The sequence below is a fragment of the uncultured Flavobacterium sp. genome (assembly GCF_951805225.1).
Lineage (GTDB): Bacteria > Bacteroidota > Bacteroidia > Flavobacteriales > Flavobacteriaceae > Flavobacterium.
This window is the reverse complement of sequence record NZ_OX638201.1, coordinates 3,787,933-3,813,876: the sequence shown is the minus strand read 5'-3', so window position 1 is coordinate 3,813,876 and position 25,944 is coordinate 3,787,933. Positions and strand designations below refer to the sequence as shown.

General features: G+C 29.8%; 25 protein-coding genes. All 25 read left to right on the top strand.

Going from position 1 to position 25,944, the window contains the following annotated elements; all coding sequences use genetic code 11:
* Positions 1-13 precede the first annotated feature (13 nt).
* Positions 14-562, top strand: a complete 549-nt coding sequence (rfbC, locus tag WN975_RS15775; RefSeq protein WP_337967370.1) for a dTDP-4-dehydrorhamnose 3,5-epimerase — start codon at positions 14-16, stop codon at positions 560-562.
* A complete protein-coding gene (gene rfbD / locus WN975_RS15770) occupies positions 562-1,407 on the top strand; it encodes a dTDP-4-dehydrorhamnose reductase (RefSeq protein WP_337967369.1) in 846 nt (281 codons plus the stop codon). Before rfbC ends, rfbD begins: the two co-directional genes overlap by 1 nt.
* A gap of 22 nt (positions 1,408-1,429) precedes the next feature.
* Positions 1,430-2,314, top strand: coding sequence for a glucose-1-phosphate thymidylyltransferase RfbA (rfbA, locus tag WN975_RS15765; protein ID WP_337967368.1), 885 nt, complete (start codon positions 1,430-1,432; stop codon positions 2,312-2,314).
* An 85-nt stretch (positions 2,315-2,399) separates the two neighbouring features.
* Positions 2,400-4,367, top strand: coding sequence for a nucleoside-diphosphate sugar epimerase/dehydratase (locus tag WN975_RS15760; RefSeq protein WP_337967367.1), 1,968 nt, complete (start codon positions 2,400-2,402; stop codon positions 4,365-4,367).
* A 216-nt stretch (positions 4,368-4,583) separates the two neighbouring features.
* Complete coding sequence (locus tag WN975_RS15755) at positions 4,584-5,450, top strand: ABC transporter permease (RefSeq protein WP_337967366.1); 867 nt, start codon at positions 4,584-4,586, stop codon at positions 5,448-5,450.
* A 35-nt stretch (positions 5,451-5,485) separates the two neighbouring features.
* Complete coding sequence (locus tag WN975_RS15750; RefSeq protein WP_337967365.1) at positions 5,486-6,757, top strand: ABC transporter ATP-binding protein; 1,272 nt, start codon at positions 5,486-5,488, stop codon at positions 6,755-6,757.
* A 5-nt stretch (positions 6,758-6,762) separates the two neighbouring features.
* Complete coding sequence (locus tag WN975_RS15745; protein WP_337967364.1) at positions 6,763-7,839, top strand: DegT/DnrJ/EryC1/StrS family aminotransferase; 1,077 nt, start codon at positions 6,763-6,765, stop codon at positions 7,837-7,839.
* Positions 7,833-8,480 carry an acetyltransferase gene (locus tag WN975_RS15740; protein WP_337967363.1) on the top strand — a complete coding sequence of 216 codons (648 nt, stop codon included), beginning with the start codon at positions 7,833-7,835 and terminating at the stop codon, positions 8,478-8,480. The genes WN975_RS15745 and WN975_RS15740 overlap by 7 nt, the downstream gene beginning before the upstream one ends.
* A 6-nt stretch (positions 8,481-8,486) precedes the next feature.
* Positions 8,487-9,737 (top strand): TDP-N-acetylfucosamine:lipid II N-acetylfucosaminyltransferase, encoded by a 1,251-nt coding sequence (locus WN975_RS15735; RefSeq protein WP_337967362.1) that lies wholly within the window; start codon positions 8,487-8,489, stop codon positions 9,735-9,737.
* Between the two features lie 158 nt (positions 9,738-9,895).
* A complete protein-coding gene (locus WN975_RS15730; protein WP_337967361.1) occupies positions 9,896-10,738 on the top strand; it encodes a hypothetical protein in 843 nt (280 codons plus the stop codon).
* Positions 10,738-11,718, top strand: a complete 981-nt coding sequence (locus WN975_RS15725) for a glycosyltransferase family 2 protein (protein WP_337967360.1) — start codon at positions 10,738-10,740, stop codon at positions 11,716-11,718. Before WN975_RS15730 ends, WN975_RS15725 begins: the two co-directional genes overlap by 1 nt.
* Positions 11,719-11,722: 4 nt before the next feature.
* Entirely contained in the window at positions 11,723-12,598 is an 876-nt protein-coding gene (locus tag WN975_RS15720; protein ID WP_337967359.1) for a glycosyltransferase, read from the top strand.
* A 19-nt stretch (positions 12,599-12,617) separates the two neighbouring features.
* Positions 12,618-13,550, top strand: a complete 933-nt coding sequence (locus tag WN975_RS15715) for a glycosyltransferase family 2 protein (protein ID WP_337967358.1) — start codon at positions 12,618-12,620, stop codon at positions 13,548-13,550.
* Position 13,551: 1 nt separating this feature from the next.
* Positions 13,552-14,541: a glycosyltransferase family 2 protein gene (locus WN975_RS15710; RefSeq protein WP_337967357.1), complete on the top strand. Its 990-nt coding sequence runs from the start codon at positions 13,552-13,554 to the stop codon at positions 14,539-14,541.
* Between the two features lies 1 nt (position 14,542).
* Positions 14,543-15,562, top strand: coding sequence for a glycosyltransferase family A protein (locus WN975_RS15705; protein ID WP_337967356.1), 1,020 nt, complete (start codon positions 14,543-14,545; stop codon positions 15,560-15,562).
* 9 nt (positions 15,563-15,571) lie between these two features.
* Complete coding sequence (locus tag WN975_RS15700; protein WP_337967355.1) at positions 15,572-16,450, top strand: beta-1,6-N-acetylglucosaminyltransferase; 879 nt, start codon at positions 15,572-15,574, stop codon at positions 16,448-16,450.
* Positions 16,447-17,523: a glycosyltransferase family A protein gene (locus tag WN975_RS15695; RefSeq protein ID WP_337967354.1), complete on the top strand. Its 1,077-nt coding sequence runs from the start codon at positions 16,447-16,449 to the stop codon at positions 17,521-17,523. The genes WN975_RS15700 and WN975_RS15695 overlap by 4 nt, the downstream gene beginning before the upstream one ends.
* 11 nt (positions 17,524-17,534) lie before the next feature.
* The gene (locus WN975_RS15690) at positions 17,535-18,626 is read left to right on the top strand and encodes a glycosyltransferase family 4 protein (RefSeq protein ID WP_337967353.1); all 1,092 of its coding nucleotides are present in this window, start codon (positions 17,535-17,537) and stop codon (positions 18,624-18,626) included.
* 61 nt (positions 18,627-18,687) lie between these two features.
* Entirely contained in the window at positions 18,688-19,692 is a 1,005-nt protein-coding gene (locus tag WN975_RS15685; RefSeq protein WP_337967352.1) for an N-acetylneuraminate synthase family protein, read from the top strand.
* Positions 19,689-20,849 (top strand): UDP-N-acetylglucosamine 2-epimerase, encoded by a 1,161-nt coding sequence (neuC, locus tag WN975_RS15680; protein WP_337967351.1) that lies wholly within the window; start codon positions 19,689-19,691, stop codon positions 20,847-20,849. The genes WN975_RS15685 and neuC overlap by 4 nt, the downstream gene beginning before the upstream one ends.
* Positions 20,849-21,547, top strand: coding sequence for an acylneuraminate cytidylyltransferase family protein (locus WN975_RS15675; protein ID WP_337967350.1), 699 nt, complete (start codon positions 20,849-20,851; stop codon positions 21,545-21,547). Before neuC ends, WN975_RS15675 begins: the two co-directional genes overlap by 1 nt.
* Entirely contained in the window at positions 21,528-22,469 is a 942-nt protein-coding gene (locus tag WN975_RS15670) for a D-isomer specific 2-hydroxyacid dehydrogenase family protein (protein WP_337967349.1), read from the top strand. Before WN975_RS15675 ends, WN975_RS15670 begins: the two co-directional genes overlap by 20 nt.
* Before the next feature lies 1 nt (position 22,470).
* Positions 22,471-24,204: an asparagine synthase (glutamine-hydrolyzing) gene (gene asnB, locus WN975_RS15665; RefSeq protein WP_337967348.1), complete on the top strand. Its 1,734-nt coding sequence runs from the start codon at positions 22,471-22,473 to the stop codon at positions 24,202-24,204.
* Positions 24,201-24,980, top strand: coding sequence for a glycosyltransferase (locus WN975_RS15660; protein WP_337967347.1), 780 nt, complete (start codon positions 24,201-24,203; stop codon positions 24,978-24,980). Before asnB ends, WN975_RS15660 begins: the two co-directional genes overlap by 4 nt.
* A 90-nt stretch (positions 24,981-25,070) precedes the next feature.
* Entirely contained in the window at positions 25,071-25,868 is a 798-nt protein-coding gene (locus WN975_RS15655; protein WP_337967346.1) for an FkbM family methyltransferase, read from the top strand.
* Positions 25,869-25,944: the final 76 nt, after the last annotated feature.

Genomic DNA, 25,944 nt, shown 5'->3' with positions numbered 1-25,944 from the left:
AGAATTATATAACGTGAAAATAGAAAAAACATTCATAAATGATTTGATTGTCTTAGAACCGATTGTTTATGAAGATGAAAGAGGCTTTTTTTTCGAGTCATATAATAAAGTGAAATTAGATGATTTAGGTGTCATTTTTAATTTTATTCAAGATAATCAATCTTTTTCAAAAAAGGGAGTAATACGTGGTTTGCATTACCAAAACCCACCTTATGCACAAACAAAATTGGTGCGTGTTCTGGAAGGCGAAATTATTGATGTTGCAGTAGATTTGAGAAAAGATTCTCCTACCTATGGAAAATCGTTCAGTATTTTATTATCAGCCGAAAACAAGAAGCAGTTATTAGTCCCACAAGGTTTTGCTCATGGATTTTCTGTGATAAGTGAAACGGCATCTGTAATGTATAAATGTGATCAGGTTTATGATAAAACTTCTGAAGGTGGAATTAAGTTTGATGATCCATCTTTAAACATAGATTGGGGAATGAATTTAGACGAAGCAATTGTTTCTGAAAAAGATCAAGTTCTTCCGTATATTGATAATTGTAATAGTTTGTTTTAATGAAAAGAATTCTTGTTACAGGTTCAAACGGGCAACTTGGTTCTGAATTGGCAGTTTTAGCAAAAAAACATCAAAAATACGAATGGGTTTTTGCAGATCGAAACGAGATTAGTTTAGATAAATTAGAATTACTTGAAATTCAGTTAAACAAAATTCAACCCGATATAATCTTAAATTGCGCAGCTTTTACCGCAGTTGATAAAGCAGAAACAGAAAAACAAGCAGCATTTACAATCAATAATTTAGCAGTAGAAGTAATTGCAAAATATAGTGCAAAGAATAATGTAAAATTAATTCACGTTTCTACTGATTATGTGTTTGATGGATCTTCTTCTGTTGCTTTAAATGAAGAAGCAAATACAAATCCTGTAAATGTATATGGTGAAAGCAAGTTAGCAGGAGAAATTGCTTGTTTGAAGGAAAATCCGAATTCTGTGATTTTAAGAACTTCGTGGGTGTACAGCAAGTTTGGTAATAATTTCGTTAAAACAATGCAGCGATTGATGCAGGAAAGAGATGCAATTAGCGTTGTTAATGATCAAATTGGTTCACCTACATATGCAGCAGATTTAGCTCAGGTAATGATTATAATCTTAGAATCTGAAAAATGGATTCCGGGAATTTATAATTATTCAAATGAAGGTGAAATAAGTTGGTTTGATTTTGCGTTGGATATTAAAGAACTTGGAGGGTATAATTGCACTGTAACGGGTATTCCGTCAGCAGCTTATCCAACTCCTGCAAAAAGGCCTGAATTTTCGTTATTAGATAAAACAAAAATTAAGAATACTTACGCTGTGGAAGTTCCTGATTATAAAGAAAGCTTAAAAAAAGTATTTATATAATAAAATATAAAATCTTAGGTTAATGAAAGGAATTATTTTAGCTGGAGGTTCTGGTACACGTTTGCACCCTTTGACGCTTGCGATGAGTAAGCAAATGATGCCAGTGTATGACAAACCAATGATTTATTATCCATTATCTACTTTGATGATGGCTGGGATCAATGAAATACTGATTATTTCAACTCCTCATGATTTGCCAAACTTTAAGAAGTTATTAGGTGATGGTTCTGTTTTGGGATGTAAATTCAGTTATGCCGAACAAGAAATACCAAATGGTTTGGCTCAGGCTTTTGTAATTGGAGAAGAGTTTATAGGAAATGATGATGTTGCTTTAATTCTGGGTGACAACATATTTTTTGGATCGAATATGCAAGAATTGTTAAAATCAAATACAAAACCTAAAGGCGGTGTTGTATTTGCTTATCATGTTTCAGATCCTGAAAGATATGGTGTTGTAGAATTTGATGAAAACTTCAAAGCAATTTCTATAGAAGAGAAGCCATTAGAACCAAAATCAAATTACGCAGTTCCGGGATTGTATTTTTATGATAATTCAGTAGTAGAAATAGCTAAGAATATTAAGCCAAGTGCCAGAGGAGAATATGAAATTACCGATGTAAATAAAGTATATTTAGAAAAAGAAGCTTTAAAAGTTGGAATTTTAAGCAGAGGTACAGCATGGCTCGATACAGGAACTTTTAATAGTCTAATGCAAGCAGGTCAATTTGTTCAGGTACTTGAAGAAAGACAAGGTCTGAAAGTAGGCTGTATTGAAGAAATTGCCTGGAGACAAGGATTTATTAGTGATGCTCAATTAGAAGAATTAGCATTGCCTTTGGTTAAATCTGGATACGGAGCATATTTAATAGAATTCCTGAAACAAAAGAAAAAAGGCGTTAAATTATAATTTACGCTTCATAAATAATTTTTTAAAACCTTTAATTCGTATTTTTGTAAGCCATACAAAGTTTATATAATTAAACTGAACCAAATTGAATACAGATAAGACAAACCAAATAGCCTCTTTATTGCTTAATTCTTTCTCACCAAGAAATTTGAGAGCAAGTATAAATAACCTAAGTTATTTGCCAAGATGGATCATTATCGCAATAGATATAATGGTTCTAATTTTTGCATTTACATTTACTTACATGTTGTTTGAAGGTACAGCATTAGGTTATATTATTACATCTCATCACTTTTACTTTGTATCGAGTCTAATTGTCGTAAATGTTTTTTTCTTTTGGCTATTTAGAACTTATTCGGGGATTATCCGACACTCTTCTTATATCGACGCGATAAAATTGCTGTTTTCTCAAATGTCAGTTTTAGTGTTCTTTTTATTTTTCAATTTAGTTTTTGAATTATATACCGGGCATAAAGCATTTTTAAATACAGCGCTCTTCATTAACTTAGTACTTTCATTTTGCGGTTTGTTTTTATATCGTGTTGTTGTAAAACAAACTTTCGAATTATATTTTTCAGAGAAAACGAATTCTAAGTTAATTAGGACTGTTATTTATGGAACAGATGCAAACGCAATTTCTGTAGCTAATGCATTAAAATTTGAAACTCCTTCAAGATTTAAAATTGTTGGTTTTGTAGATAAGAATAATCAAAATGCATCTAAGCGAATGCTGGATTTGCCAATTTTGATTTTAAGAAAAAAATTACCCGCTTTGATGCGATCTGTAGCTGCAGAAGGTGTTATTATTGCAGACAAAAGTTTATCTAAAGAAGAACAATTAATTATTGTTGATCAATGCTTAGAATTTAACTATAGAGTTTATACCGTTCCGCTTATTTCGGATTGGGAAAATCAAAAAGAGATTTCTCAAAAAGTAAAAAATATCCAAATTGAAGATTTATTAGAAAGAAAACCTATTGTTTTAGATAGTAAATCAATTTCAAAACAATTAAAAGATAAAACTGTTCTTATCACTGGAGCTGCGGGATCAATTGGTAGTGAAATCGTAAGACAGGTATTAGGTTTTAATCCAAAAATGGTTATTATTCTGGATCATGCCGAAACACCATTACATAATTTATGTTTAGAAACCTTGGCAATAGGTTCTGCATCAAAAATTGTTGCGGTAATTGCTGATGTAAAAAGTAAAAAGGCAATCGAGAAAGTTTTTAAAAATTACAATCCACATGTTGTTTTTCATGCAGCCGCATATAAACATGTTCCTTTGATGGAAGAAAACCCTTCACAGGCGATCTTGACAAATATTAAAGGAACCAAAAATCTGGCTGATTTATCTTGTAAATATCATGTCAAAAAATTTGTTATGGTTTCAACAGATAAAGCTGTTAATCCTAGCAATGTTATGGGGGCGAGTAAGCGCATAGCCGAAAAATATGTGCAGTCTTTATATTTAAAAAATCAAAAAGAAAATACCGAAGTAGTAACAAAGTTTATTACTACACGTTTTGGGAATGTTTTGGGGTCAAATGGATCAGTTGTTCCATTGTTTACGAAACAAATTGCCGAAGGCGGACCAGTTACTATAACACATCAGGATATTATTCGCTACTTTATGACTATTCCGGAAGCTTGCCAATTGGTATTGGAAGCGGGAGCAATGGGTAATGGAGGAGAAATTTATATTTTCGATATGGGGAAACCCGTTCGTATTATTGATTTGGCCAAGAAGATGATCAAATTGGCAGGATTTATTCCAGACAAAGAAATCAAGATAAAAATTGTTGGTTTAAGACCAGGGGAAAAACTTTATGAAGAATTATTAAATGATACTTCTAAGACATTGCCAACTTATCATAATAAAATTATGATTGCACAGGAAATTCAGGATGAATATGAAAATCTTCATACAGAGATTGGTGAATTAATAGGTATTGCAGATTTTTATGACAATGATGACATTGTTGCTAAAATGAAAAAAATTGTTCCCGAATTTAAAAGTATGAATTCAACTTTTGAAGTTCTAGACAAATAAAAATTATAAGATAAAGTTTATATGTAATTCAAATATAAAAAAGTAAAAGGTGTTTTTTTTAAAACGCCTTTTTGCTTTTTTAGTGATTTTTAAGCGAATAAAAATCTTGTTAATTTGAAGAGAAAGATTGATTTTGTTATTTATACAATAGATTTAAAAATATATTTTATTAAATAAAAAAACTCTTGTAGCAATAATAGCGAAGAGACATAAAAAATGAACACAACAAATAATACCAATCAATGGCTGTTTGAAATAACGCCAAAAAACAAGTTCTTCTCATTAAATCTTAAAGAAGTTTGGCAATACAGAGACTTGTTGTTTCTTTTTGTGAAGCGAGATGTAATAACAGTATATAAACAAACTGTTTTGGGACCGCTGTGGTACTTGATTCAGCCTTTATTTACTTCAGTAACATTTACTATAATATTTAATAATGTTGCAGGAATTGATACAGGATCTATACCTCCATTTTTATTTAATTTGGCCGGGATTACGGTTTGGAATTATTTTACAGCTTGTCTTAATGGTACTTCAGATACATTTAAATCTAATGCCGGAATATTTGGTAAAGTTTATTTCCCCAGAATTATAACTCCACTATCAGTAGTAATTTCTACTTTGATCAAATTTGGAATCCAATTTCTAATTTTTATAGTCTTTTATATCTACTATTATTTTAATGGAGCAAATTTGTCTATAAATAGTTCCATTATATTTTTCCCTATTTTGATTATAATTATGGGAGTTTTAGGTTTAGGGCTTGGAATGTTGATTTCTTCTATGGTAACAAAATATAGAGATTTTAGTAATTTAATAAGTTTTGGTATACAACTACTGATGTATTTATCGGCAGTTATGTATCCTATGGAATTAATCAAAGAAAAGATGCCAAAGTACGGTTGGATTGTTGATTATAACCCTTTGGCTTATATAATTGAAACTAGCAGATATATGCTTTTGAATGTTGGGCAAATTTCAATTTTGGGATTAGTTTATACTCTGGGATTAACAATTGCAATACTCTTTATTGGCCTTTTAGTTTTTAATAAAACAGAAAAAAGTTTTATAGACACTGTTTAGTTAGCAAGCAAAATTTATAATTTACACTATAGTAATTGGAAAAAGATATTATTTTAAAAGGCGAAAACATTTCTAAACAATATCGTTTAGGACAAGTAGGAACAGGAACTTTGAGTCATGATTTGAATCGATGGTGGTATCAAATACGTGGAAAGGAAAATCCATACTTAAAAATTGGAGATGTAAATGATCGTTCTACAAAAGGAAGTTCTGATTATGTTTGGGCTCTGCAGGATATTAATTTTGAAGTTCAACGTGGAGAAGTTCTAGGGATAATTGGTAAAAATGGTGCAGGAAAATCGACACTTTTAAAAATATTATCAAAAGTAACAGCTCCAACTACAGGAAGTATAAAATCACGTGGAAGAATTGCATCTCTATTAGAAGTTGGTACTGGATTTCATGGAGAAATGACAGGAAGAGAAAACATTTTTTTAAATGGTGCTATTCTCGGAATGACAAAAAAAGAAATTACTTCAAAACTTGATGAAATTATTGATTTCTCTGGTTGCGAACGATATATAGATACTCCGGTAAAAAGATACAGTAGCGGTATGACAGTCCGTTTGGCTTTTGCCGTTGCCGCTTTCTTGGAACCTGAAATTTTAGTTATTGATGAGGTTTTGGCTGTAGGAGATGCTGAATTTCAGAAAAAAGCTATTGGTAAAATGCAGGATATCTCTAAAGGACAAGGAAGAACAGTCTTATTTGTGAGCCATAATATGGCAGCAGTAAAAAGTTTGTGTACAAGAGGAATTGTTTTAGAACATGGTAAAGTCGTTTTAGATGAAGAGATTGATAAAGCTGTCTCTTACTATTTAGGCGGTTCGGATTTTGAAAGATCAAACAGTAAAAAATTTGATGATATTGATACTGATGTATTTACTTTAAACGAAATCGGACTTCAAAATGTTGGAGAAAGCTTCGATGAACCATTAGTAGAAAATAAAGAAATTGAGTTAATAACTAACATATTCTTAAAAGGTGATGATTGTGAAAGATATCACATAACATATCATCTTTATAATGATATGGGAGAATCTTTGTTCTCTTTTTCAAATAATAATACTAAAGAAGTATTAAGAAAAGGGCAAAATATTTTGACGTGTACTTTTCCAGCAAATTTCTTTCAGTCAGGTACTTTTAGCTTAGCATTTTTTATTGTTGAAGATAAAAAGAAATCAATATTTAAAGAGAGTGATATTATACATTTTACAGTAATTGATGGCGGTAGAGAGTTAGGAGTTTATATGGGTAGAGAACCGGGTTATATTAAACCCACTTTTAATTGGGGGAATAAAAATTAGAAATAATGATCAATGTAACAAAAACTTTTCTGCCTCCTATTGAGGAGTATAATAAATATCTTGAAAAAGCCTGGAATAAGCAGTGGATTACAAATCGAGGAGAATTAGTTCTGGAACTAGAGGAAAAGTTAAAAAAAAGTCTTAGCGTTACTAATATTATTATAACTAATAATGGAACCATACCATTACAAATTGCTTTAAAATTATTTGGAAATGGTGGAGAAATAATAACAACACCTTTTAGTTATGTCGCTACCACAGCAGCTATAGTTTGGGAAAATTGTAAACCGGTATTTGTGGATATTCATCCGGATTATTTAACAATCGATGAAACTAAGATTGAAGCTGCAATTACAAGTAAAACAACAGCAATTTTAGCAACTCATGTTTTTGGAAACCCTTGTAATGTCGAAGCAATTGAGGCAATTGCGAGTAAGCATAACTTAAAAGTAATTTATGATGCAGCACATGGTTTTGGTGTAAAATATAAAAATAAATCGATATTTAGTTATGGCGATGTAAGTACTTGTAGTTTTCATGCAACAAAATTATTTCACACCGGAGAAGGAGGCGCTATTTTTACAGAACAGAAAGACTTACACCATAAATTATTTTATTCACATAATTTTGGACATAATGGACCATTAGAATTTTATGGACTTGGTATTAACGGAAAAATTTCTGAGCTTCAAGCAGCGATGGGCTTAGCGGTTTTACCTTACATGGAAGAAATCTTCAGTAAAAGAAAAGAAGTAGTTAACTTTTATAATGATAATTTGGATGCTAGTCAGCTTCAAACATTAAAAATTAGAAAAGATACAGATTGGAACTATAGTTATTATCCGGTAATATTTGAAAATGAAGAAATATTATTAAAGATTCAGAAAGAATTGAATCAAAATAACATCTATCCTAGAAGATACTTTTATCCGTCTTTAAATACGATTGAATATACAAAAGGTGATAAAATGCCAATTTCAGAGAGTATTGTATCCAGAATATTATGTCTTCCTTTATATGTTGGGCTATCTCAGACAGATTTAATTACCATAACCAATTTAATAAATAAAGCATTATGTTAATAGTTGGAGCCAAAGGGTTTGCAAAAGAAGTATTAGAAATTCTTAATCAATTAAATCAAATTGAGAACTTAGTTTTTTATGATGATGTAAGTGAGGATTTACCAGAAATGTTATATGGTAAATTTAGAATTCTAAGAACAATTGATGAAGCTTCTGATTTTTTCAAAAATGTAGATAATAGATTTACAATTGGTATCGGAAATCCAATACTTAGAAAAAAGCTAGCAGATAAATTTATAGAACTTGGCGGAGTTTTTACTTCAACAATAAGTCCGGAGGCAAATATTGGTAGTTTTGGAAACCAATTGAACGAGGGAATTAATATAATGACAGGCAGCGTAATTACAAACGATGTATTTATCGGTAAAGGTGTTATCGTTAATCTAAATAGTACAATTGGTCACGATTGTCACATAGGAAATTTTGTAGAAATATCCCCAGGAGTAAGTATTTCAGGAAATTGTAAAATAGGTGACTATGCAGTTCTTGGCACAAATGCTACAGTTTTACCTAAAATAACTATTGGAAAAAATGTGATAGTTGGTGCAGGAGCCGTAATTACCAAAGATGTTCCTGATAACTGTTTAGTAGTTGGAATGCCAGCAAAGGTGATAAAAGAATTAAGTCCATTAAATTTCTAAATAAACTTGGATAATAACAGTAAAATAATCCATGTTTTTAATGATGATAAATTTATTGATCCTGCAATAAAATTATTTGAATCAGTCTATCCTGGAATTTCAGAATATTGGATAATTAAGAAACAAGGAGAAACATTTCAATATGTAACTTCTAAAATAGTTAAGACTTTTGATGCTTATGATAAAGAGAGTTTTAAAAGTTTTATCGAAAAAATAAATAATATTGAAGATTCTTATCCGATCGTTTTTTTTCACGCTTTAGAGCATACAAAACAAAGAATAGCACTAGATATTTCTCCTAAAGTAACTAAAGTATGGTTTATTTGGGGACATGATTTATATGGAAATTGGCCTTTATTGCACAAGGATATATTTGAAAAAAACACGAAATCATACATAAATAAAGCACAAACAAAAAAAGTCAAAGAAAAAGTCAAGGATAAATTACTTCTTAACAATTTTGCGTTTTGGATTTTTAAAAAGGATATTTTTTTTAAGCATATACTTCCTCTTAGATTAAGAAACGTTTTAGAACAAAAATATAATACCATTTTTTATCGAGCCGCCAAAATAATGGATATTGTTGTTCCTGTTATTTACAGCGAACTAAAGATTTTAAAAAAAATGGACATAAAAGCTGTTTATGCACCATTTACTTATGGAAGTATAGAAGGCATATTAGGAGATAAAATTAATGAGAATGTTTTAGGGAAAAATAACATTTTGGTAGGTAATTCTGCAGATCCGTCTAATAATCATTTAGAGATTTTACAGAAGTTATCAAAGATAGATTTAAATAATAGAAAAATTTATGTACCTCTAAGTTATGGTGGAAATGAAGTTTATAAAGAACATGTAATTCTAAAAGGAAAAGAATTGTTTGGTGAAAATTTTATTCCATTAACTGATTTTATGAGCTTAAAAGAATATAACGAAATTTTATTAAGCTGTGGTATTGTTGTTTTTAATCATGTTCGTCAACAAGGAGTTGGTAACATTATTACAATGGGATATTTTGGAGCCAAAATTTTTATTAATTCAAAAAGTCCGGTGTACGAAACGTATAAAACTTATGGAATTAAAATATTTAATTTGGATGAATTAGATAAAAATATTTTGATTTCTTTGAATAACGAAGAGCATGAATTAAATAAAAGACTTCTATTTAATTTGTATTCAGAAAAAGCAGTTAAGAATAAAATAATAGAATTATTTAAAATTGTTAATAAAGTGAAAAATGAAAAACGTAATTATTAGCCAAATGAAGACAATTTACATTTTAGCAGTTATTACCGACCAGTTAATTCTTGAAGTAAACAAAAATTAGAAGTCAAATTACAAGAATAAATTTTGAAAAGTAAATATGTAATAGTCTATTATTTATTGCTTTAAGAAATAGTATTCATAGTAAAATAATGAAGAAAAAAAATAACAAAATACTAATTAACATACTCACGCGTACGTCAAATCGACCAATAGGATTTGATAATTTGAGATATTCTATAACCAATCAGACATTTAAAAATGTTAATCATATTGTCTCTTACGATAATGATAATGATTTAAGTTATATCAATAAACATGATCTTAAAAAAGTAAAGGTTGATAGGATTAATGAAGAAAAATTAAATCATCCTGATGGATTTACGCCTGCATTTTATAATTTGTATTGTAATGAATTACTCGATCAAGTTGAAGAAGGATGGATTATGTTTATTGATGATGATGTAAATATTTTTCATAATAAAGTTTTACAAGAAATTGTAGGTCAAATAAAAAAGAATGATGATGACACAATCTTTTTTTGGCAATCAAGATATCCAAATAGAGTAGTTATTCCTAGTAATGAAAAAATTAGAAATGAAAAATTGGAGATTTATGATATTGACAGCTCCTGCTTTTTATTTCATTCAAAATATAAAAATAAAGCAAGGTGGGACGGCTGGAAAGTTTCGGATTATAGATTTATAAAAGCATTATCTGAAATTATCCCAAATAAAAAATGGATAAATCAAGTTTACATACAAATAAATAATCAAGGAGATCTGGGCGGTAGAAATGATATAGGTAATTTAAGTATTAATAGATTTATTTTTCATAAAACTTTTTTCTGGAATCTTATTCCCAAATATCATTATCAAATTTTTGATTTGTATTTATTTAAATCAGACTTTTTTGAACTGCTTTACATTAAGGTTACAACCAGTCTGAGATATAAAAAGAGAATAATAATAAGATATTTTAAACCTAATAAATAATGTCTACAGTAATTCCGTTAGTTTCTGTATTAGTCCCAAATTACAATCATGAAAAATATCTTAAAGAACGATTAGATAGTGTTTTTAATCAAACATACTCTAATTTTGAAGTTATTTTATTAGATGATTGTAGTACAGATAATAGCAGGGAAATACTATCAAAATATGCTTTAAATGATAAAGTAAGTCACTGTGTTTTTAATGAAAAAAACTCAGGAAATACTTTTAAACAATGGCAAAAAGGGATTGATCTGGCCAAAGGAGATTTTATCTGGATTGCAGAGTCAGACGATTTTTGTTCCAACAATTTTATCGAAAGCGTCATTAAGCCATTAATAGAAGATGAAAATGTTGCTTTATCCTATTGTCAATCTAATCGCGTTAATCAAAAAAGTGAAATTACCGGAACTTGGAAAAATCATACTGATGATCTGGATGTAAATCAGTTTGAGAATGATTTTGTATTAAATGGAAATCTTTTTATCGAAAAGTATTTGATCTATAAGAATGTGATTCCAAATGCCAGCGGTGTTCTAATGCGAAAAAATGCAATAACTAAAACTGGTTTTTTTGGTAATGATAATATTCTAAAATATTGTGGAGATTGGCAATTATACTTCCAGGTATTAGTGAATAATAAAGTTGGATTTGTAGCACAATGCTTTAATAATTTTAGATATCACTCCGAAAGTGTAATTGCAAATGCAGTTAAATTAGAAAATAGAATTTCAATTATTGCTATAGATTTTCAAATGCGAGACGGAATGATTGAATTTCTAAAAACAAAGAAACCATCTAATCTTGAAACTATTTGTGTTAATAATCAAAATGCTATTAAAGTTTTAAAATATGAGAAAGTTTTTATTTTACTTAAAAACAAGCAGTACGGAAAAGCTTTTTTTGTTTTCTTAACAATTTTTAGCTTTTTCATCCAGAAGTACAATTTGAAAAAAAGAATATTGTTAAAGCTTAAAAATTAATTAGATGATTTCAGTTATAATATGCTCAAGATATGAATTGATTGATTCTGATTTAAAAGAAAATATTGAAAAGACAATAGGCGTCAAATTTGAATTAATTATCATTAATAATTCGCAAAATAAATATTCTATTTTCGAAGCCTATAACCTGGGAATAAAACAAAGCAAAGGAGAATATTTATGTTTCATTCATGACGATATTTTCATCCACACCAATGATTGGGGAAAAATAATTAGTGATACTTTTGAAGAAAATAATACAGTTGGATTAATTGGCGTTGCCGGATCTAAGGTGAAAACCAAAATGCCTTCAGGTTGGTGGAATTGCCCGGATGATCAGAAAGTAATTAATATTATTCAGCATGTTAAAAACGATCCCGAAAAATGGGAATATGGATTTAAAACCAATGATGAAAAAGTAGAGGTTATAGCTGTTGATGGTGTTTTTATGGCAGCAAGAAAAGACGAAAGAATATTTTTCAATACTAAACTAAAAGGTTTTCACAATTACGATTTGAATTTTTCTTTTGAGTATAAAAAGTATGATTATAAAGTTTTAGTAACGAATCAAATTTTGATTGAACATTTTTCAATAGGAAATCTAGATGAAAAGTGGATAGATTCGACTTTTAAAATTCATTCGATTTATAGAAAATATTTACCGTTGAAAATAGATAATCAATTTACAAATAAGGATTTGCAAATTTTAGAATTTGATAACGGATCTAATTTTATAAATAGATCTTTAAATTTAGGTATAAAGAAAAATGTTATTAGTATTTGGTTTAACTTATTCTGTATGAAACCGTACTCGCCATTATATTCTAAATTTTTTAAAAAATGGATTAAGTTAATTATTCGTAAAAAATCAACATTATAGCGTACTAAAAGTATATTTTATGAATAAGGGATTTGTTATTATTGTTACCTACAATGGTATGAAATGGATAGAAGAATGTTTAAAAAGTGTTTTAAACAGTTCTGTTTCAACCTCAATAATTGTTATAGACAACAACAGTTCAGATGATACGGTTTTGTTTATAAAAGAAAAATTTTCGGATGTAATCTTATTAGAACAAAAGCATAATTTAGGTTTTGGTAAAGCAAATAATTTAGGAATGAATTATGCTCTCAAACAAAATGCTGATTTTGTTTTCTTATTAAATCAGGATGCTTTTTTAGAGCAAAATACAATTGAAAATTTAATAAACAGCGCACAAATAAATCCAGACTTTGGAATTTTAAGCCCAATTCAATTAGAGTATTCAGGGAAGTTTTTAGAATATTATTTTTATAAGTTCATGACCGAAGATAACAGCAGAGCTTTTTTTTCTGATTTTGTTTTAAAACAAGATATGAAGTCCATTTACGATATTGACTTTATTCAGGCAGCTGCATGGTTTTTACCTATCGATACAGTAAAAAAAATTGGAGGATTTGATCCCATTTTTTACCATTACGGAGAAGATAATAATTATTGCCAAAGGGTTAAATTTCATCAACTGAATATTGGAGTTGTTCCAAATTCATTTATAAGACATGATAGCCATAAACCTAAAAAAGCGGATCACAAATTGTTTTCAGAAAAGTATTTTGATAACTATTTAAGAGGAGTTTATTTTACTTACGCCAATATCAACAATGCTTTTGGTCAAAAGGAAATTAATAAAGAATTGAAAAAGAGCAAGAAACTCTTAGTCAGAAGTTTTGTTAGATTGAATTTCACAAAAGTCTTTGGATACGTAAAGCAAATTCGCTTATTCAAAAATAAAATTGAATGCATAAATAATAGTAGAGCAACGAATAAAAAGATTCATATAAATCATTTATAAATTGAACAATTTGATCTCCATTATTATTCCAACGTACAATCGTGAGCACTTAATTAGTGAAACACTTGATAGTATTATCAAGCAAAATTATACGAATTGGGAATGTATTGTAGTAGATGATGGATCTACAGATAATACCGATGAAGTTTTAAAAAAGTATTGTGAAAATGATACCAGATTTCAATATCATCAAAGACCAGCTGACAGATTAAAAGGCGCAAACGCATGTAGAAACTACGGTTTCGAATTATCAAAAGGGAAGTATGTAAAGTGGTTTGATAGCGACGATATTATGCATCCTGATTTTCTCGAAAAACAAGTTACTACTTTAGAACAAGATAAGGATTTAGATTTTTGTGTTTGTCTCTCGTTGACTTTTTATGAAAATTCTGAGATTGTTACAGAAAACAAAGCAAACAGAAATCTGGAGCATAGCTTAATATTGGGTTATTTGGTTAAAAATCATTATTTTCTAACAGCTGCTCCATTATGGAAAAGAGAATATCTGGAAGGAAAAGAGCTATTTGATGAAACCTTATTTGACTCTCATGAATCAGATTTTCATTTAAGAATGTTACTTTATTATCCTAAGTATATTTATACAAATGATTTTCTTTTTTCGGTAAGAAGAGGCAATACAAGTATTACTCAAAACGCACAAAATAAAAGATTAAGCCTGGAATCTAAAATTGTATTTTTCTTAAAAGTAAAAAAACTAATTAGGAAACAAAAAGTCGAAGATTATCTTTTAATAAATGAGTATTTGACTTTTAGAATTTCCAGCATTATATATGAGTTGTGTTTGTTGACTTCCAGATTTGAAATTATTAAAAAGTACAAGCAAAATATATTTAATTTGATTTTTAGAAATAACATTGCTTTAGATAAAAAATGTAAACTTGCCACAGGATTCATGTTACTTCTTTTTCTGGGTAAAGGTTATGGGTTTTTAAGAGGAAATTTGAATATTAGAGAAGCAATCACAAATTAGTATGCGAGTAGGTTTTAATCCACATAAAGACAAAGTTCATACTTCATCTGATTATTTTCATCAGATTATTGTTCCTGTTTATATACCCAATCAAGAAGGTTATTTTAAAGATAGTTTTGAGATTTTGAAACTCTGTTTAGAGTCACTTTTTGCTACAATTAATGATAAAACATTCATTACAATTGTAAATAATGGCAGTTGTCAATTAATAGTCAATTACCTGAACAATTTATTTGAACAGAATAAAATTCACGAAGTAATTCATACTGCCAATATCGGAAAACTTAATGCAGTTTTAAAAGGTATTTCAGGTAATAATTTTTCTCTAATAACGATTTCAGATGCAGATGTTTTGTTTTTAACAGATTGGCAAAAAGCTACATATGATGTTTTTGAGAATTTTTCAAAAGCAGGCGCGGTTTGTCCAACGCCTTCTTCAAAATCACTGCGAACTCATACAGCAAATGTGTATTGGGATTTGTTTTTTTCTAAAAAAATAAAATTCACAAATGTTGAGAATCCAGAAGCATTAAAGAAATTTGCACACAGTATAGGAAATACTGATTTCTATAATTCGATACAATTAAAAAAATATCTGACAATAACCAATAAAGATAAAAAGGCAGTTGTTGGAGCAGGACACTTTGTAACAACTTATAGAGCTTCTATTTTTGATGATTTTCAAAGTCGATACACAAATTATAAACTTGGAGGCGATAGCGAATCGCAATTTTTAGATATACCGGTTGTTAAAAAAGGTTTTTGGAGATTATCTACTTCAAATAATTACAGCTATCATATGGGAAATGTGACAGAAGAGTGGATGTCTACAGAAGTAAATCAATTACAAAAAAATAATAACGAAAGTATTTGTCCAATCTCAAAAACAAAATCAAGTTCATATTTCTCTTATTTTATTAAAAACAGATTGTTTGCCAAGTTTATAATGAATAAAAAAATTATGAAACATTTTCTAATCTGGAAAGGGCTTTCAAAAGAAGAATCTAATAATTACATGTGAAGATAGAAGATGCAAAATAAAATAAAAATAGCTTATCTAATAACCGCATATCACGAATATGATCACCTTAAAAGATTAATTTCTGCACTTCAGGATAATAATGTTTCTTTTTATATTCATATAGATAAAAACTCTTCAATGCCAACTAATTTGAATGAATTTGAAAACGTTCATTTCATTAAAAGACAAATAGTATGGTGGGGAGGATGGTCACATCAAGAAGCTATTCTCAATTTAATGTCTCAAGCCATAAAACAAAATTATGACTATTATTCATTAATAAGCGGGAGCGATTATCCTATAAAAAGCAATCAATATCTATATGACATCTTAGAAAAAGGTGGCGAATTTATAAGCATAAAAGAAGGTTTTCCTTCTGAAATGAAGAGAGGTTGGGTAAAGAATTTTTATTTTGATTTGTTTTACAGAAGAAAACCAAACAAACCGCTTTGGAAAAGAGCAATATTAAAATTGGAAAAAAAAATCAGTTTGTATTTTCCAAGAGAAAACTATCCTTTCGAAAAAGTGTTTTTTGGACCAACTTGGTGGATTTTGAGTCATAATACTATAGTTTATATTTTAGATTTTCTAAAATCGAATCCGCAGTATGAGAAATTTTTTAAACATTCATTTTGTTCAGAAGAGATATTAATACCAACTATTATAGGAAACTCTGATATTAAAAATTTAAAAGGAAATTTGACTTATGTAGATTGGTCAGTTCATCCCGGTCCGGCATTTATTTCAGACAGACATATTGGAGTTTTTGAAAGTGAATTTGTAAAAAATGAGATAGGAGATAATGTTGCTTTTTTTGCCCGAAAATTCAAAAACAGCGATCAGGATTTATTGCAAATTATCGATAATCAATTAAGATCAGAATCATGATAACCATCTTGTATATTTATAGAAATCGCGAATTAGAAAGAGTTAAGCGCTCTTTAGATTCATTGATTGCACAAAATAATCAAGAGTTCAAAGTTGTTTTTATTGATTATGGTTCTTCTGCTTCAGTGGCTTCTGAAATAACAAAATTAATTTCTAATTATTCTTTTGTAACGTATCATTATACTTATTGTAGTTCGCAACTCTGGTCGCGTGCAAAAGCAATCAATATAGGATTACATTTGGTAGAAACTGATTTTGTTTTTATTGCCGATATTGACATGATTTTTTCACCTGATTTTGTTCAGACCATGGAAAATATCAAAAGTCCTAAACAATCTGTTTTTTTTAAAGTTGGATTTTTAAGCGAAAAAGGAACTCAAATCCATAAACAATTTCAAGATTACGAAATTGTACATGAAAGTTCTCCCGGAGCACAAGGATTATCTTTGTTCCCAACAGAAGCATTACTTAAAATAAGAGGTTTTGACGAGTTTTTTCATTTGTGGGGAAGTGAAGATGAAGATGTTCATGCCCGACTAAAAATGATTGATTTGGATGTTCGTTTTTTTGACGAAAAGATTTTAATGCTCCATCAATGGCATGTTACCTACAGAAATTCTTTGAATAAAAAACTAACAACCATTTTACAACATGATACAATTGCAAGAATAAATCAGGAACATTGTCGAATGAATTTGGTATTTAAAAATTGTATTGTAAATAATGAAAACTGGGGAAATAGTATAAATAAAGATCAGTTTGAAGCCTTGGCGAAACCAGATGTTTGCTTACAGTTGTCGAATAAAAAAGAGGAAATAAATAATTTTTTATTTTCTGTATTACATAAATTTGATGTAAAAGTTTTAGAAGTTCTAATATTGGAAGATTCTTATACTAAAACTTTAAAATATCACGCTAAGAAAATGCTTGGAAAGACCGTTCCTGAATATTATACGTTAAAAGAGATAAATGATACAATTATATTGCATATAATATCTTTTTATTCAGATGCAGCGTACAAGTATGTTGTTGCAGAAGATTTAAAAAGTATTAAGCTAACAATACAATTATAAAACAGATTTTTATGTCCAAAGTAATTTTAATTTCTCAGCTGCCACTTCCTTTTTCTAAAATTGGGAGCTGGACTACTTTGTATAAAAATTATCTGGAGAAGGAACATTCAATTGATTATATTGTTTGCCCGGAACCAGAAGAAAAATGGAATTCTGTAAAGTATAGTTTTGTCTTAAATGATAAACTGAATAAGTTACAAAAGAGATGGAATAAAAATTCATATTTAGAATATTTTAAAGCTTTAACAAAGATTATAGCTCCCGACGAGAAATATATTATTCAGATAATAGACAACTTTGGAATCGTAAAACCATTATTGAAATTTTTAGAAGAAAAAGGTTTACGCAAGAACTGTTATATTCAGTTTTTCTATCATGGTTTTGCACCTTATTTTGAAAATTTTCAAGGACGTAACTTTTTCGAATCTATTGACGAAATGGTTGTCTTAACAAATGATTCCTATTTAGCACATAAAAATTATTATACAGTTTTGCCTACGCGATTTTCGGTTTTACATAACGGAATCGATACCGCAAAATTTTCCCCTCTTTTGCCACAAGAAAAACAACTTTTAAAACAAAATAAAGGAGTTGGTGACAAAAAAGTATTTGTTTGGTGTTCACAAGATCGTCCTAAAAAAGGATTACATATAATATTAGACGCATGGAAACGAGTTTTTTCTACCAGACAAGATATCGTTTTATGGGTAATTGGAACAGAAGCCAAAAATCCTCAGGCTGGAGTTGAATATCTGGGAAAAGTACCAAATAATGAAATTGCGACTTATCTTCAAATGGCAGATTGTTATCTGTTTCCAACCCTTTGGCATGAAGGATTTGGTCTAAGTTTAATCGAAGCATTGCATTCCGGAAATTATTGTATTGCTTCTGCAATAGGCGGAGTTTCTGAAGTTTTGCAATACGGAAAATTAGGTAAACTGATAGAAAAACCACATTTTGTTTCAGAATGGGAAAATGCGATGATTGAATTCATAGAGAATCCTATAGAATTTGAAACTATTCCAAAGAATTTATATTCTACCAATAATTGGAATTTAGAGATGAACGAGATTATTTCAAACGCGAAGAAAAGTTTGGAATAATAAACGACTCTAAAACTAAAATATATCCAAAATCAATTAATTTTTTTAAAAGGTCAATTTTATGCATAAACCTTATCTTATCGCCGAAATAGGTCAGGCACATGAAGGAAGTTTAGGGATTTTACATTCCTATATAGATGCATTGGCAGATACTGGTATTCATGCAGTTAAATTTCAGATGCATATTGCAGAAGCTGAAAGTAGTGCTTTTGAACCATTCAGAATAAAATTTTCTTACGAAGATGAAACCCGATACGATTATTGGAAGAGAATGCAATTTACATTAGAGCAATGGAAAGAAATTAAAAGTCATTGCGATGAAGTAGGATTAGATTTCATTTGTTCTCCATTTAGCAATATGGCGGTAGATTGGCTTGAAGAAATTGGAGTTGCATCTTATAAAATAGGATCAGGAGAAGTTAATAACTTTCTTTTATTAAAAAAGATTGCTCAAACCAAGAAAACCGTAATAATTTCTTCAGGAATGAGCAGCTTGAAAGAATTAGATCTTACCGTAGAATTTCTGAAAAAAAATGAAGTTGATTTTTCAATACTTCAATGTACAACTTCTTATCCAACTCAACCGGAACAATTTGGGTTGAATATTATTCAGGAGATGAAAGAAAGATATGGAGCAAGAGTTGGTTTTTCAGATCATTCGGCTAAAATTGCTACGAATATTGCTGCAGTAGCGTTAGGCGCAGAAATTTTAGAATTTCATGTGATTTTTGATCGTAGAATGTTTGGTCCGGATTCAAAATCTTCGTTGACTATTGATGAGGTAAAACAATTGGTTTCGGATGTTAATATGATACAAATTGCGATTCAGAATCCAGTTAATAAAAATGATAATCTTGAATTCTCAACCATAAAAAGTATATTTGAAAAATCTTTGGCGGTCAATAAATCTTTGCTGTCTGGCCATATTCTTACGTTTGAAGATTTAGAAGCCAAAAAACCAAAAGGTTACGGAATAGAGGCTTCACAATTTGAAAATGTAATTGGCAAAAAACTGACACGAAGTATGTCGAAATGGGATTTTTTAAACGAAAGTGATTTAGAATGAGCGATAAAAGAAAAATAGCAGTTGTAATTACTGCAAGACCATCCTATAGTAGAGTAAAAACAGTTTTAAAAGCGATTCAAACTCATCCTGATCTTCAATTGCAATTAGTAGTTGCTGCTTCTGCTTTGTTAGATCGATATGGTTCTGCGGTTAATTATATTGAAAAAGACGGTTTTGTTATTGATGCAAAAGTGTTTAATGTATTAGAAGGTGAAAATTTAACTGCTGCTGCTAAAACTACCGGAATTGGTATTTTAGAATTATCAACCGTTTTCGATAATTTAAAACCAGATATCGTTGTGACCGTTGCTGACAGGTTTGAAACAATGGCAACAGCAATCGCAGCTTCATATATGAATATTCCTTTGGCACATATTCAAGGCGGAGAAGTTACCGGAAATATTGATGAAAAAGTACGTCACGCAATTACAAAATTATCAGATTATCATTTTGTGGCATCTGATAGTGCAAAAGAGAGAGTGATTAAATTAGGAGAAAATCCTGAATTTGTTTTCAATACAGGTTGCCCTTCGATTGATATTGCACAAAAAGTGGCTAATAATGATAGCTTGACTTTTAATCCATATGAAAAGTATGGCGGAGTTGGTTCAGAACCAGATTTAAAAAATGGTTATATCGTAGTTATGCAACATCCTGTAACCAATGAATATCAGGATTCCAGAAAACATATCGAAGCGACATTAAGAGCAATTCAAAAAATAGACAAACCAACACTTTGGTTTTGGCCAAACGTTGATGCCGGCGCAGATGGAACTTCTACCGGAATCCGTTCTTTTCGTGAGAAATATAAAATGGAAAATGTTCATTTCTTCAAAAACATGGAAGGTGATGATTTCCTGAATTTATTACATAGTTCACTTTGTTTAATTGGAAATTCAAGCGTTGGAATCAGAGAATGCGCTTATCTTGGAGTTCCTGCAATTAACATTGGTTCGCGTCAAAACCGACGTGATCGAGGCGAAAATGTAGTCGATGTAACATATGACGAGAATGAAATTATTGATGCAATTACTGGTGTTTTAGCCAAAAATAACAGAACCAGATCAAATGTTTATGGAGATGGCGGCGCAGGAAATAAAATTGCTCAATTGCTGCAAGACTTACCTTTATTGTTTCATAAAACAATTACTTATTAATGAAAGTTTTGGTTGTCATTCCGGCGCGAGGAGGTTCAAAAGGAGTTCCTAAAAAGAACATCAAAATACTTGGTGATAAACCATTATTGGCGCATGCAATTGATTGCGCCAAAGCTTCAAAAAAAGCAACCCGAATAATTGTTTCAACAGATTGTGAAGAAATTGCTGCAGTATCAAAAGAATATGGAAGTGAAGTTATCTTGAGACCAACAGATTTGGCAACGGATACCAGTAATGTTGTGACCGCTGTAGAACATGTATATCAAGAACTGAAAGACGAGTTTGATATTATCGTGTTATTGCAGCCAACTTCGCCATTAAGAACTGGTCTGGATTTGGATAATGTAATCTCTTTTTTTGAAAACGATGCAAATATTCAAGGTGTAATCAGTGTCATTCCTATGGATGATACACATCCGGCGAGAATGTATAATTTAGGAATTAATAATGAAATGATCCCTTTTCTGGAATATGGAGAAACCGCCAGACGTCAGGATTTAGATCCGGTTTATTATCGAAATGGTTGCTTTTATGCCGTTAGAACAACAACTTTTTTTAATGAAAAATCATTTATGGTAGCCAATAAAACAGCTTATGTTATGGATGCCGATTGGTTAGCAAATATTGACACACCAAGAGATTTTAAAATAGCCGAAATACTTTATAAAGACTGGAAAAATGAAAATTCTAATTACTGAATCTGAAAATTTTAGTCCAAAAGCTATTGCAGAACTTCAAAAACATTTTGAAGTCATTCAGCATGATTTTAAATCAATTGAAAAATTAATAGAGAATATTGCAGAAGTTGAGGTTTTGTTTGTTCGTCTTCGTTTCAAACTTACCAAAGAAATTCTTCAAAAAGCTACCAAACTTAAATATATTTTAACCGCAACAACTGGTTTAGATCATATTGATGTACCCTATTTTGAAAGTTGTGGCGGACAAGTAATTTCATTAAAAGGCGAAACAGATTTCTTAAACTCAATTCCTTCTACGGCAGAACACACTTGGGCTTTACTATTAGCTTTGCTAAAAAGAATTCCTTCTTCATTTAATGATGTGAAACTTGGAAATTGGAATCGCGATAACTTTAAAGGAAATAATCTTTCCGGAAAAAAGATAGGAATCTTAGGTTTAGGAAGAGTAGGAAAGCAAGTAGCTAATTTTGCTCAGGCTTTTGGAATGAAAGTCGGATATTTTGATACAACATCTCAAATTAATGACCATAAGAAATTTTCAAATCCAGAAGAAATGTTCGCTTGGGCTGATGTTATTTCAATTCATATTCCTTATGATGAACAGAACAAATATTTTGTAAATCAAGAACTTTTGCAAAACTGCAAAGAAAACGCAGTGTTAATTAATACTTCGCGCGGGAATATCTGGGACGAAAAATTTGTTGGCCAATTACTTCAGCAAAATAAAATATCAGGTATTGCAACAGATGTTCTTCAAGATGAATTTAATGCCGAAAGTTTAAAAACCAATCCGTTGATACAATTAGCAAATAAAGGATATAATAGTATCATTACGCCTCATATTGCGGGTGCGACTTATGAATCAATGGCAATGACCGAAGAGTTTGTGACGGCCAAATTTTTAAGCATAATAACTTTTTAATATGTGTGGAATTGCCGGAATAATTGGTGATTATAAAGAATCTCAATTAGATGTAATGCTTACCAGTCAACATCATCGTGGACCGGATGCTACAGGAAAATATTTTGATCCAGAATTTGCTGCTTTAGGTCATAATCGTTTGGGTATAATTGATTTATCGCCACAATCGAATCAACCTTTTATAGATGATTCAGGACGTTATGTTTTGGTTTTTAATGGAGAAATTTACAATTATATTGAAATCAAAGCAACTTTAGAAAATCAATATAATTTTAAAACAGAATCAGATACTGAGGTTTTATTGGCAGCATTTATAGCCTATGGAAAATCTTGTTTGGAAAAATTAAACGGAATGTTTGCTTTTGCCATTTGGGATAATCAGGAGAAAAAACTATTTGCAGCCCGAGATCGATTTGGAGTAAAACCCTTTTATTATAGTCTCTTCAATAATAGTTTTTATTTTTCATCAGAAATAAAAGCTTTGCATGCAGCCGGAATCAAGAAAGAACCAAACGAAACAGTTTGGGCTTCTTATTTTGTTTACGGTTCCTATGGAAAACCAGATGAAACTTTTTGGAATTCAATCGCTCAATTACCTGGAGGACATTTTTTAGAATATGAAAACAAAAAACTGAGCCTAAAAAAATGGTATAATTTTGAAGACGAAATCGCTAAACAACCAAAAAACTTAACTTTTGAACAAGCAAAAGAAAAATATACTGAACTTTTAAAAGATAGTATAAACTTACGCTTTAGAGCAGATGTTCCCGTTGGTTTCAATGTTAGCGGAGGATTGGATAGTTCAGTACTTCTCGCTTTGGTTAATCTTCAGGAAAATAATTCAAGAATCAATGCTTATACTTTTTACACCAATAATTCGGATTATGACGAGTTGCCTTGGGTAGAAAAAATGATTGCCAAAACTAATAATCCTTTGACAGAAGTACTTCTTCAAGCCGAAGAGATTCCAAGTTTGACAGAAAAGATATCTTGGCAGGAAGATGAACCTTTTGGTGGAATTCCTACTTTGGCGTATGCCAAAATTTTTGAACAAGCCCGAAAAGATAAAGTCTTAGTACTTTTAGATGGTCAGGGAATGGACGAGCAATGGGCAGGATATGATTATTATACACAGAATAACGAAGCCACAATTCAAGGCGTTCACGATTCTCCGTATAAAGAAAATATGCTTTCGGATTCTTTTTTGGCTAAAGCCGAAAAACCTAATTATCCCAAACCTTTTGAGGATGAATTGCTAAACAAACAATATCGCGATTTATTTTATACTAAGATCCCAAGAGCATTACGATTTAATGATCGAATTTCGATGACGTATTCCACAGAATTGAGAGAACCTTTCTTAGATTACCGATTGGTAGAATTTGCCTTTTCATTGCCTTTGGATTTTAAAATCAAAAATGGTCAGACAAAATTTATGTTGCGTAAAATTGCTTCAGAATATCTGGCAGATGATTTGGTTTTTGCACCCAAAAGACCCTTACAAACGCCACAAAGAGAATGGCTGGCAACAGATTTGAAAGAATGGGTAAGAGAATGTTTTCTGGAATTATCAAGTTCAGAATATTCTAATTTATTTGATAAAGAATCTTTAGAAAATGAATTAAAAAGCTATTTTGACGGAAACATTCAATCGAGTTTTCATATTTGGCAATGCATTAGTTTTAGTCAAATGATAAAAGAATTGTCAATTAATAATTCCTCTTTTAAATTATGATTTCGATAGTAATAAGAAATAAAAATGAAGGGAAAGCGCTGGAAAGCACGTTGTCAATCTTAACAAAATTATACTCTGAGGATTTTGAAGAAATAATTCTTGTTGACAATAATTCGACTGATAATAGCCTCGAAATTGCGAAAAAGTATAATTGCAAAATTATAAATATTGATAATTTCAGCTATGGGCGAGCAATAAATTTAGGTATTGAAGCATCAGTTTCTAAATATGTTTTATTGTTAAGTTCGCATTCGATTCCAATTGGGAAAAGTTTTTTCAAAAACACATTAGAAGAATTACATAAAAATGATAATATTGCCGGCGTGAGATATATTAATAGTATCGAAAATTACAATCGTGCTATTGAAAATAATTTTAAAATCAAAAATCCATTAAAAGAAGGATTACTGGCAGCGTGTTGTATTATCAATAAAGAGGTTTGGAAAGACAATAAGTTTGATGAAGATTTAATTGCTATTGAAGATAAAGAATGGAATGATAGAGTAATGAAAAAGGGTTTTGAAGTTTTAGACCTGAATGAAACGTTTATTTATTTCATAAGCCGAGATCAAAAAGCAAGTTTGAAAAAATACAAAATAGAAACTATTGCTTCTCAAAAAATGGCGAATCAAAAGCCTTTGAAATTAACTAGAATAATTGGCTCTTTTTTTTATCGAATTATGGTGAGAAACACACAGAAATATTTTAAATCTGTGAGATATGAGTTTGAAGTTTTAAAAACTAATCTGGAAATAAGAGAAAAATTAAAAAAATAAATAGTGGCAAAGACAAATAAAATATCAAATCTAAAAAGGTTAAACCTAAGAAATAAATGTATCGTTATACAATATTTATTAAAGACCATTTTGGGAATTAAACCCAGCGAAAATGAGAAAAATGTTTATATATACTATAACATATTACTAAATTCTGATGGATATTTTGTTGAAGAAACTAAGGATGAGTTTATATCAGAAATCAGATCAAATTTTTACAAACGTATAAAAACCAGAAAAAAGCCAAAATCAAGCGATTTAGATGTTTTTAAAATGATATACAATGCAAAAGAATATCTTCCTGCAATCAATGCTTACAAAGAAAATTTTGCAATTAAAGACGATTATACTTTAAATATAATTGATGCTGGAAGTAATATTGGATTGACTAGTTTATATTTTTTAGATCATTTTAAAAAAGCCAATATTGTTTGTATTGAACCTGAAGAAGAGAATTTTAAGATATTAGAATATAATTTAAGTAATACCAATAATAACACGCTTTATAAAATCAATGGAGCTATATGGAATTCTAATACGAATATAAAAATTGTTAATGATTTTAAAGATCAATTAGATTGGGCTTTTAGAGTAGAAGAAACAGAAGATTTAGACGGAATTAAAGCATTTTCGATTAATAGTTTGATCAAAGATTACAATTTTGAGTTTATAGATATTTTAAAAATTGATATCGAAGGATCAGAAAAAGTAATTTTTGATCCAAAGGTTTCTGATTTAAGCTTTCTAAAAATAACAAGATGTATCGTGATGGAAATTCATGATTTCTTTGATTGCAGAACTGATATTTATAAAATTCTCGACGAATATGGATTTTCATATTTTAACCAAGGAGAGTTAACGATAGGTGTGAACAAAAATTTAAAATAACAATTAGTACATAATTATTTGAACGTAAGATAAGGTTAAAAAGTCTTAGAAATAATTATAAAAATATAGTTTAGAA

What these genes read in the sequence shown, in the direction of transcription:
- rfbD (WP_337967369.1), top strand. Translation starts at nt 562, where the DNA reads ATGAAAAGAATTCTTGTTACAGGTTCAAACGGGCAACTTGGTTCTGAA.
- rfbA (WP_337967368.1), top strand. Translation starts at nt 1,430, where the DNA reads ATGAAAGGAATTATTTTAGCTGGAGGTTCTGGTACACGTTTGCACCCT.
- WN975_RS15755 (WP_337967366.1), top strand. Translation starts at nt 4,584, where the DNA reads ATGAACACAACAAATAATACCAATCAATGGCTGTTTGAAATAACGCCA.
- WN975_RS15745 (WP_337967364.1), top strand. Translation starts at nt 6,763, where the DNA reads ATGATCAATGTAACAAAAACTTTTCTGCCTCCTATTGAGGAGTATAAT.
- WN975_RS15740 (WP_337967363.1), top strand. Translation starts at nt 7,833, where the DNA reads ATGTTAATAGTTGGAGCCAAAGGGTTTGCAAAAGAAGTATTAGAAATT.
- WN975_RS15730 (WP_337967361.1), top strand. Translation starts at nt 9,896, where the DNA reads ATGAAGAAAAAAAATAACAAAATACTAATTAACATACTCACGCGTACG.
- WN975_RS15725 (WP_337967360.1), top strand. Translation starts at nt 10,738, where the DNA reads ATGTCTACAGTAATTCCGTTAGTTTCTGTATTAGTCCCAAATTACAAT.
- WN975_RS15720 (WP_337967359.1), top strand. Translation starts at nt 11,723, where the DNA reads ATGATTTCAGTTATAATATGCTCAAGATATGAATTGATTGATTCTGAT.
- WN975_RS15715 (WP_337967358.1), top strand. Translation starts at nt 12,618, where the DNA reads ATGAATAAGGGATTTGTTATTATTGTTACCTACAATGGTATGAAATGG.
- WN975_RS15705 (WP_337967356.1), top strand. Translation starts at nt 14,543, where the DNA reads ATGCGAGTAGGTTTTAATCCACATAAAGACAAAGTTCATACTTCATCT.
- WN975_RS15700 (WP_337967355.1), top strand. Translation starts at nt 15,572, where the DNA reads ATGCAAAATAAAATAAAAATAGCTTATCTAATAACCGCATATCACGAA.
- WN975_RS15695 (WP_337967354.1), top strand. Translation starts at nt 16,447, where the DNA reads ATGATAACCATCTTGTATATTTATAGAAATCGCGAATTAGAAAGAGTT.
- WN975_RS15690 (WP_337967353.1), top strand. Translation starts at nt 17,535, where the DNA reads ATGTCCAAAGTAATTTTAATTTCTCAGCTGCCACTTCCTTTTTCTAAA.
- WN975_RS15685 (WP_337967352.1), top strand. Translation starts at nt 18,688, where the DNA reads ATGCATAAACCTTATCTTATCGCCGAAATAGGTCAGGCACATGAAGGA.
- neuC (WP_337967351.1), top strand. Translation starts at nt 19,689, where the DNA reads ATGAGCGATAAAAGAAAAATAGCAGTTGTAATTACTGCAAGACCATCC.
- WN975_RS15675 (WP_337967350.1), top strand. Translation starts at nt 20,849, where the DNA reads ATGAAAGTTTTGGTTGTCATTCCGGCGCGAGGAGGTTCAAAAGGAGTT.
- WN975_RS15670 (WP_337967349.1), top strand. Translation starts at nt 21,528, where the DNA reads ATGAAAATTCTAATTACTGAATCTGAAAATTTTAGTCCAAAAGCTATT.
- asnB (WP_337967348.1), top strand. Translation starts at nt 22,471, where the DNA reads ATGTGTGGAATTGCCGGAATAATTGGTGATTATAAAGAATCTCAATTA.
- WN975_RS15660 (WP_337967347.1), top strand. Translation starts at nt 24,201, where the DNA reads ATGATTTCGATAGTAATAAGAAATAAAAATGAAGGGAAAGCGCTGGAA.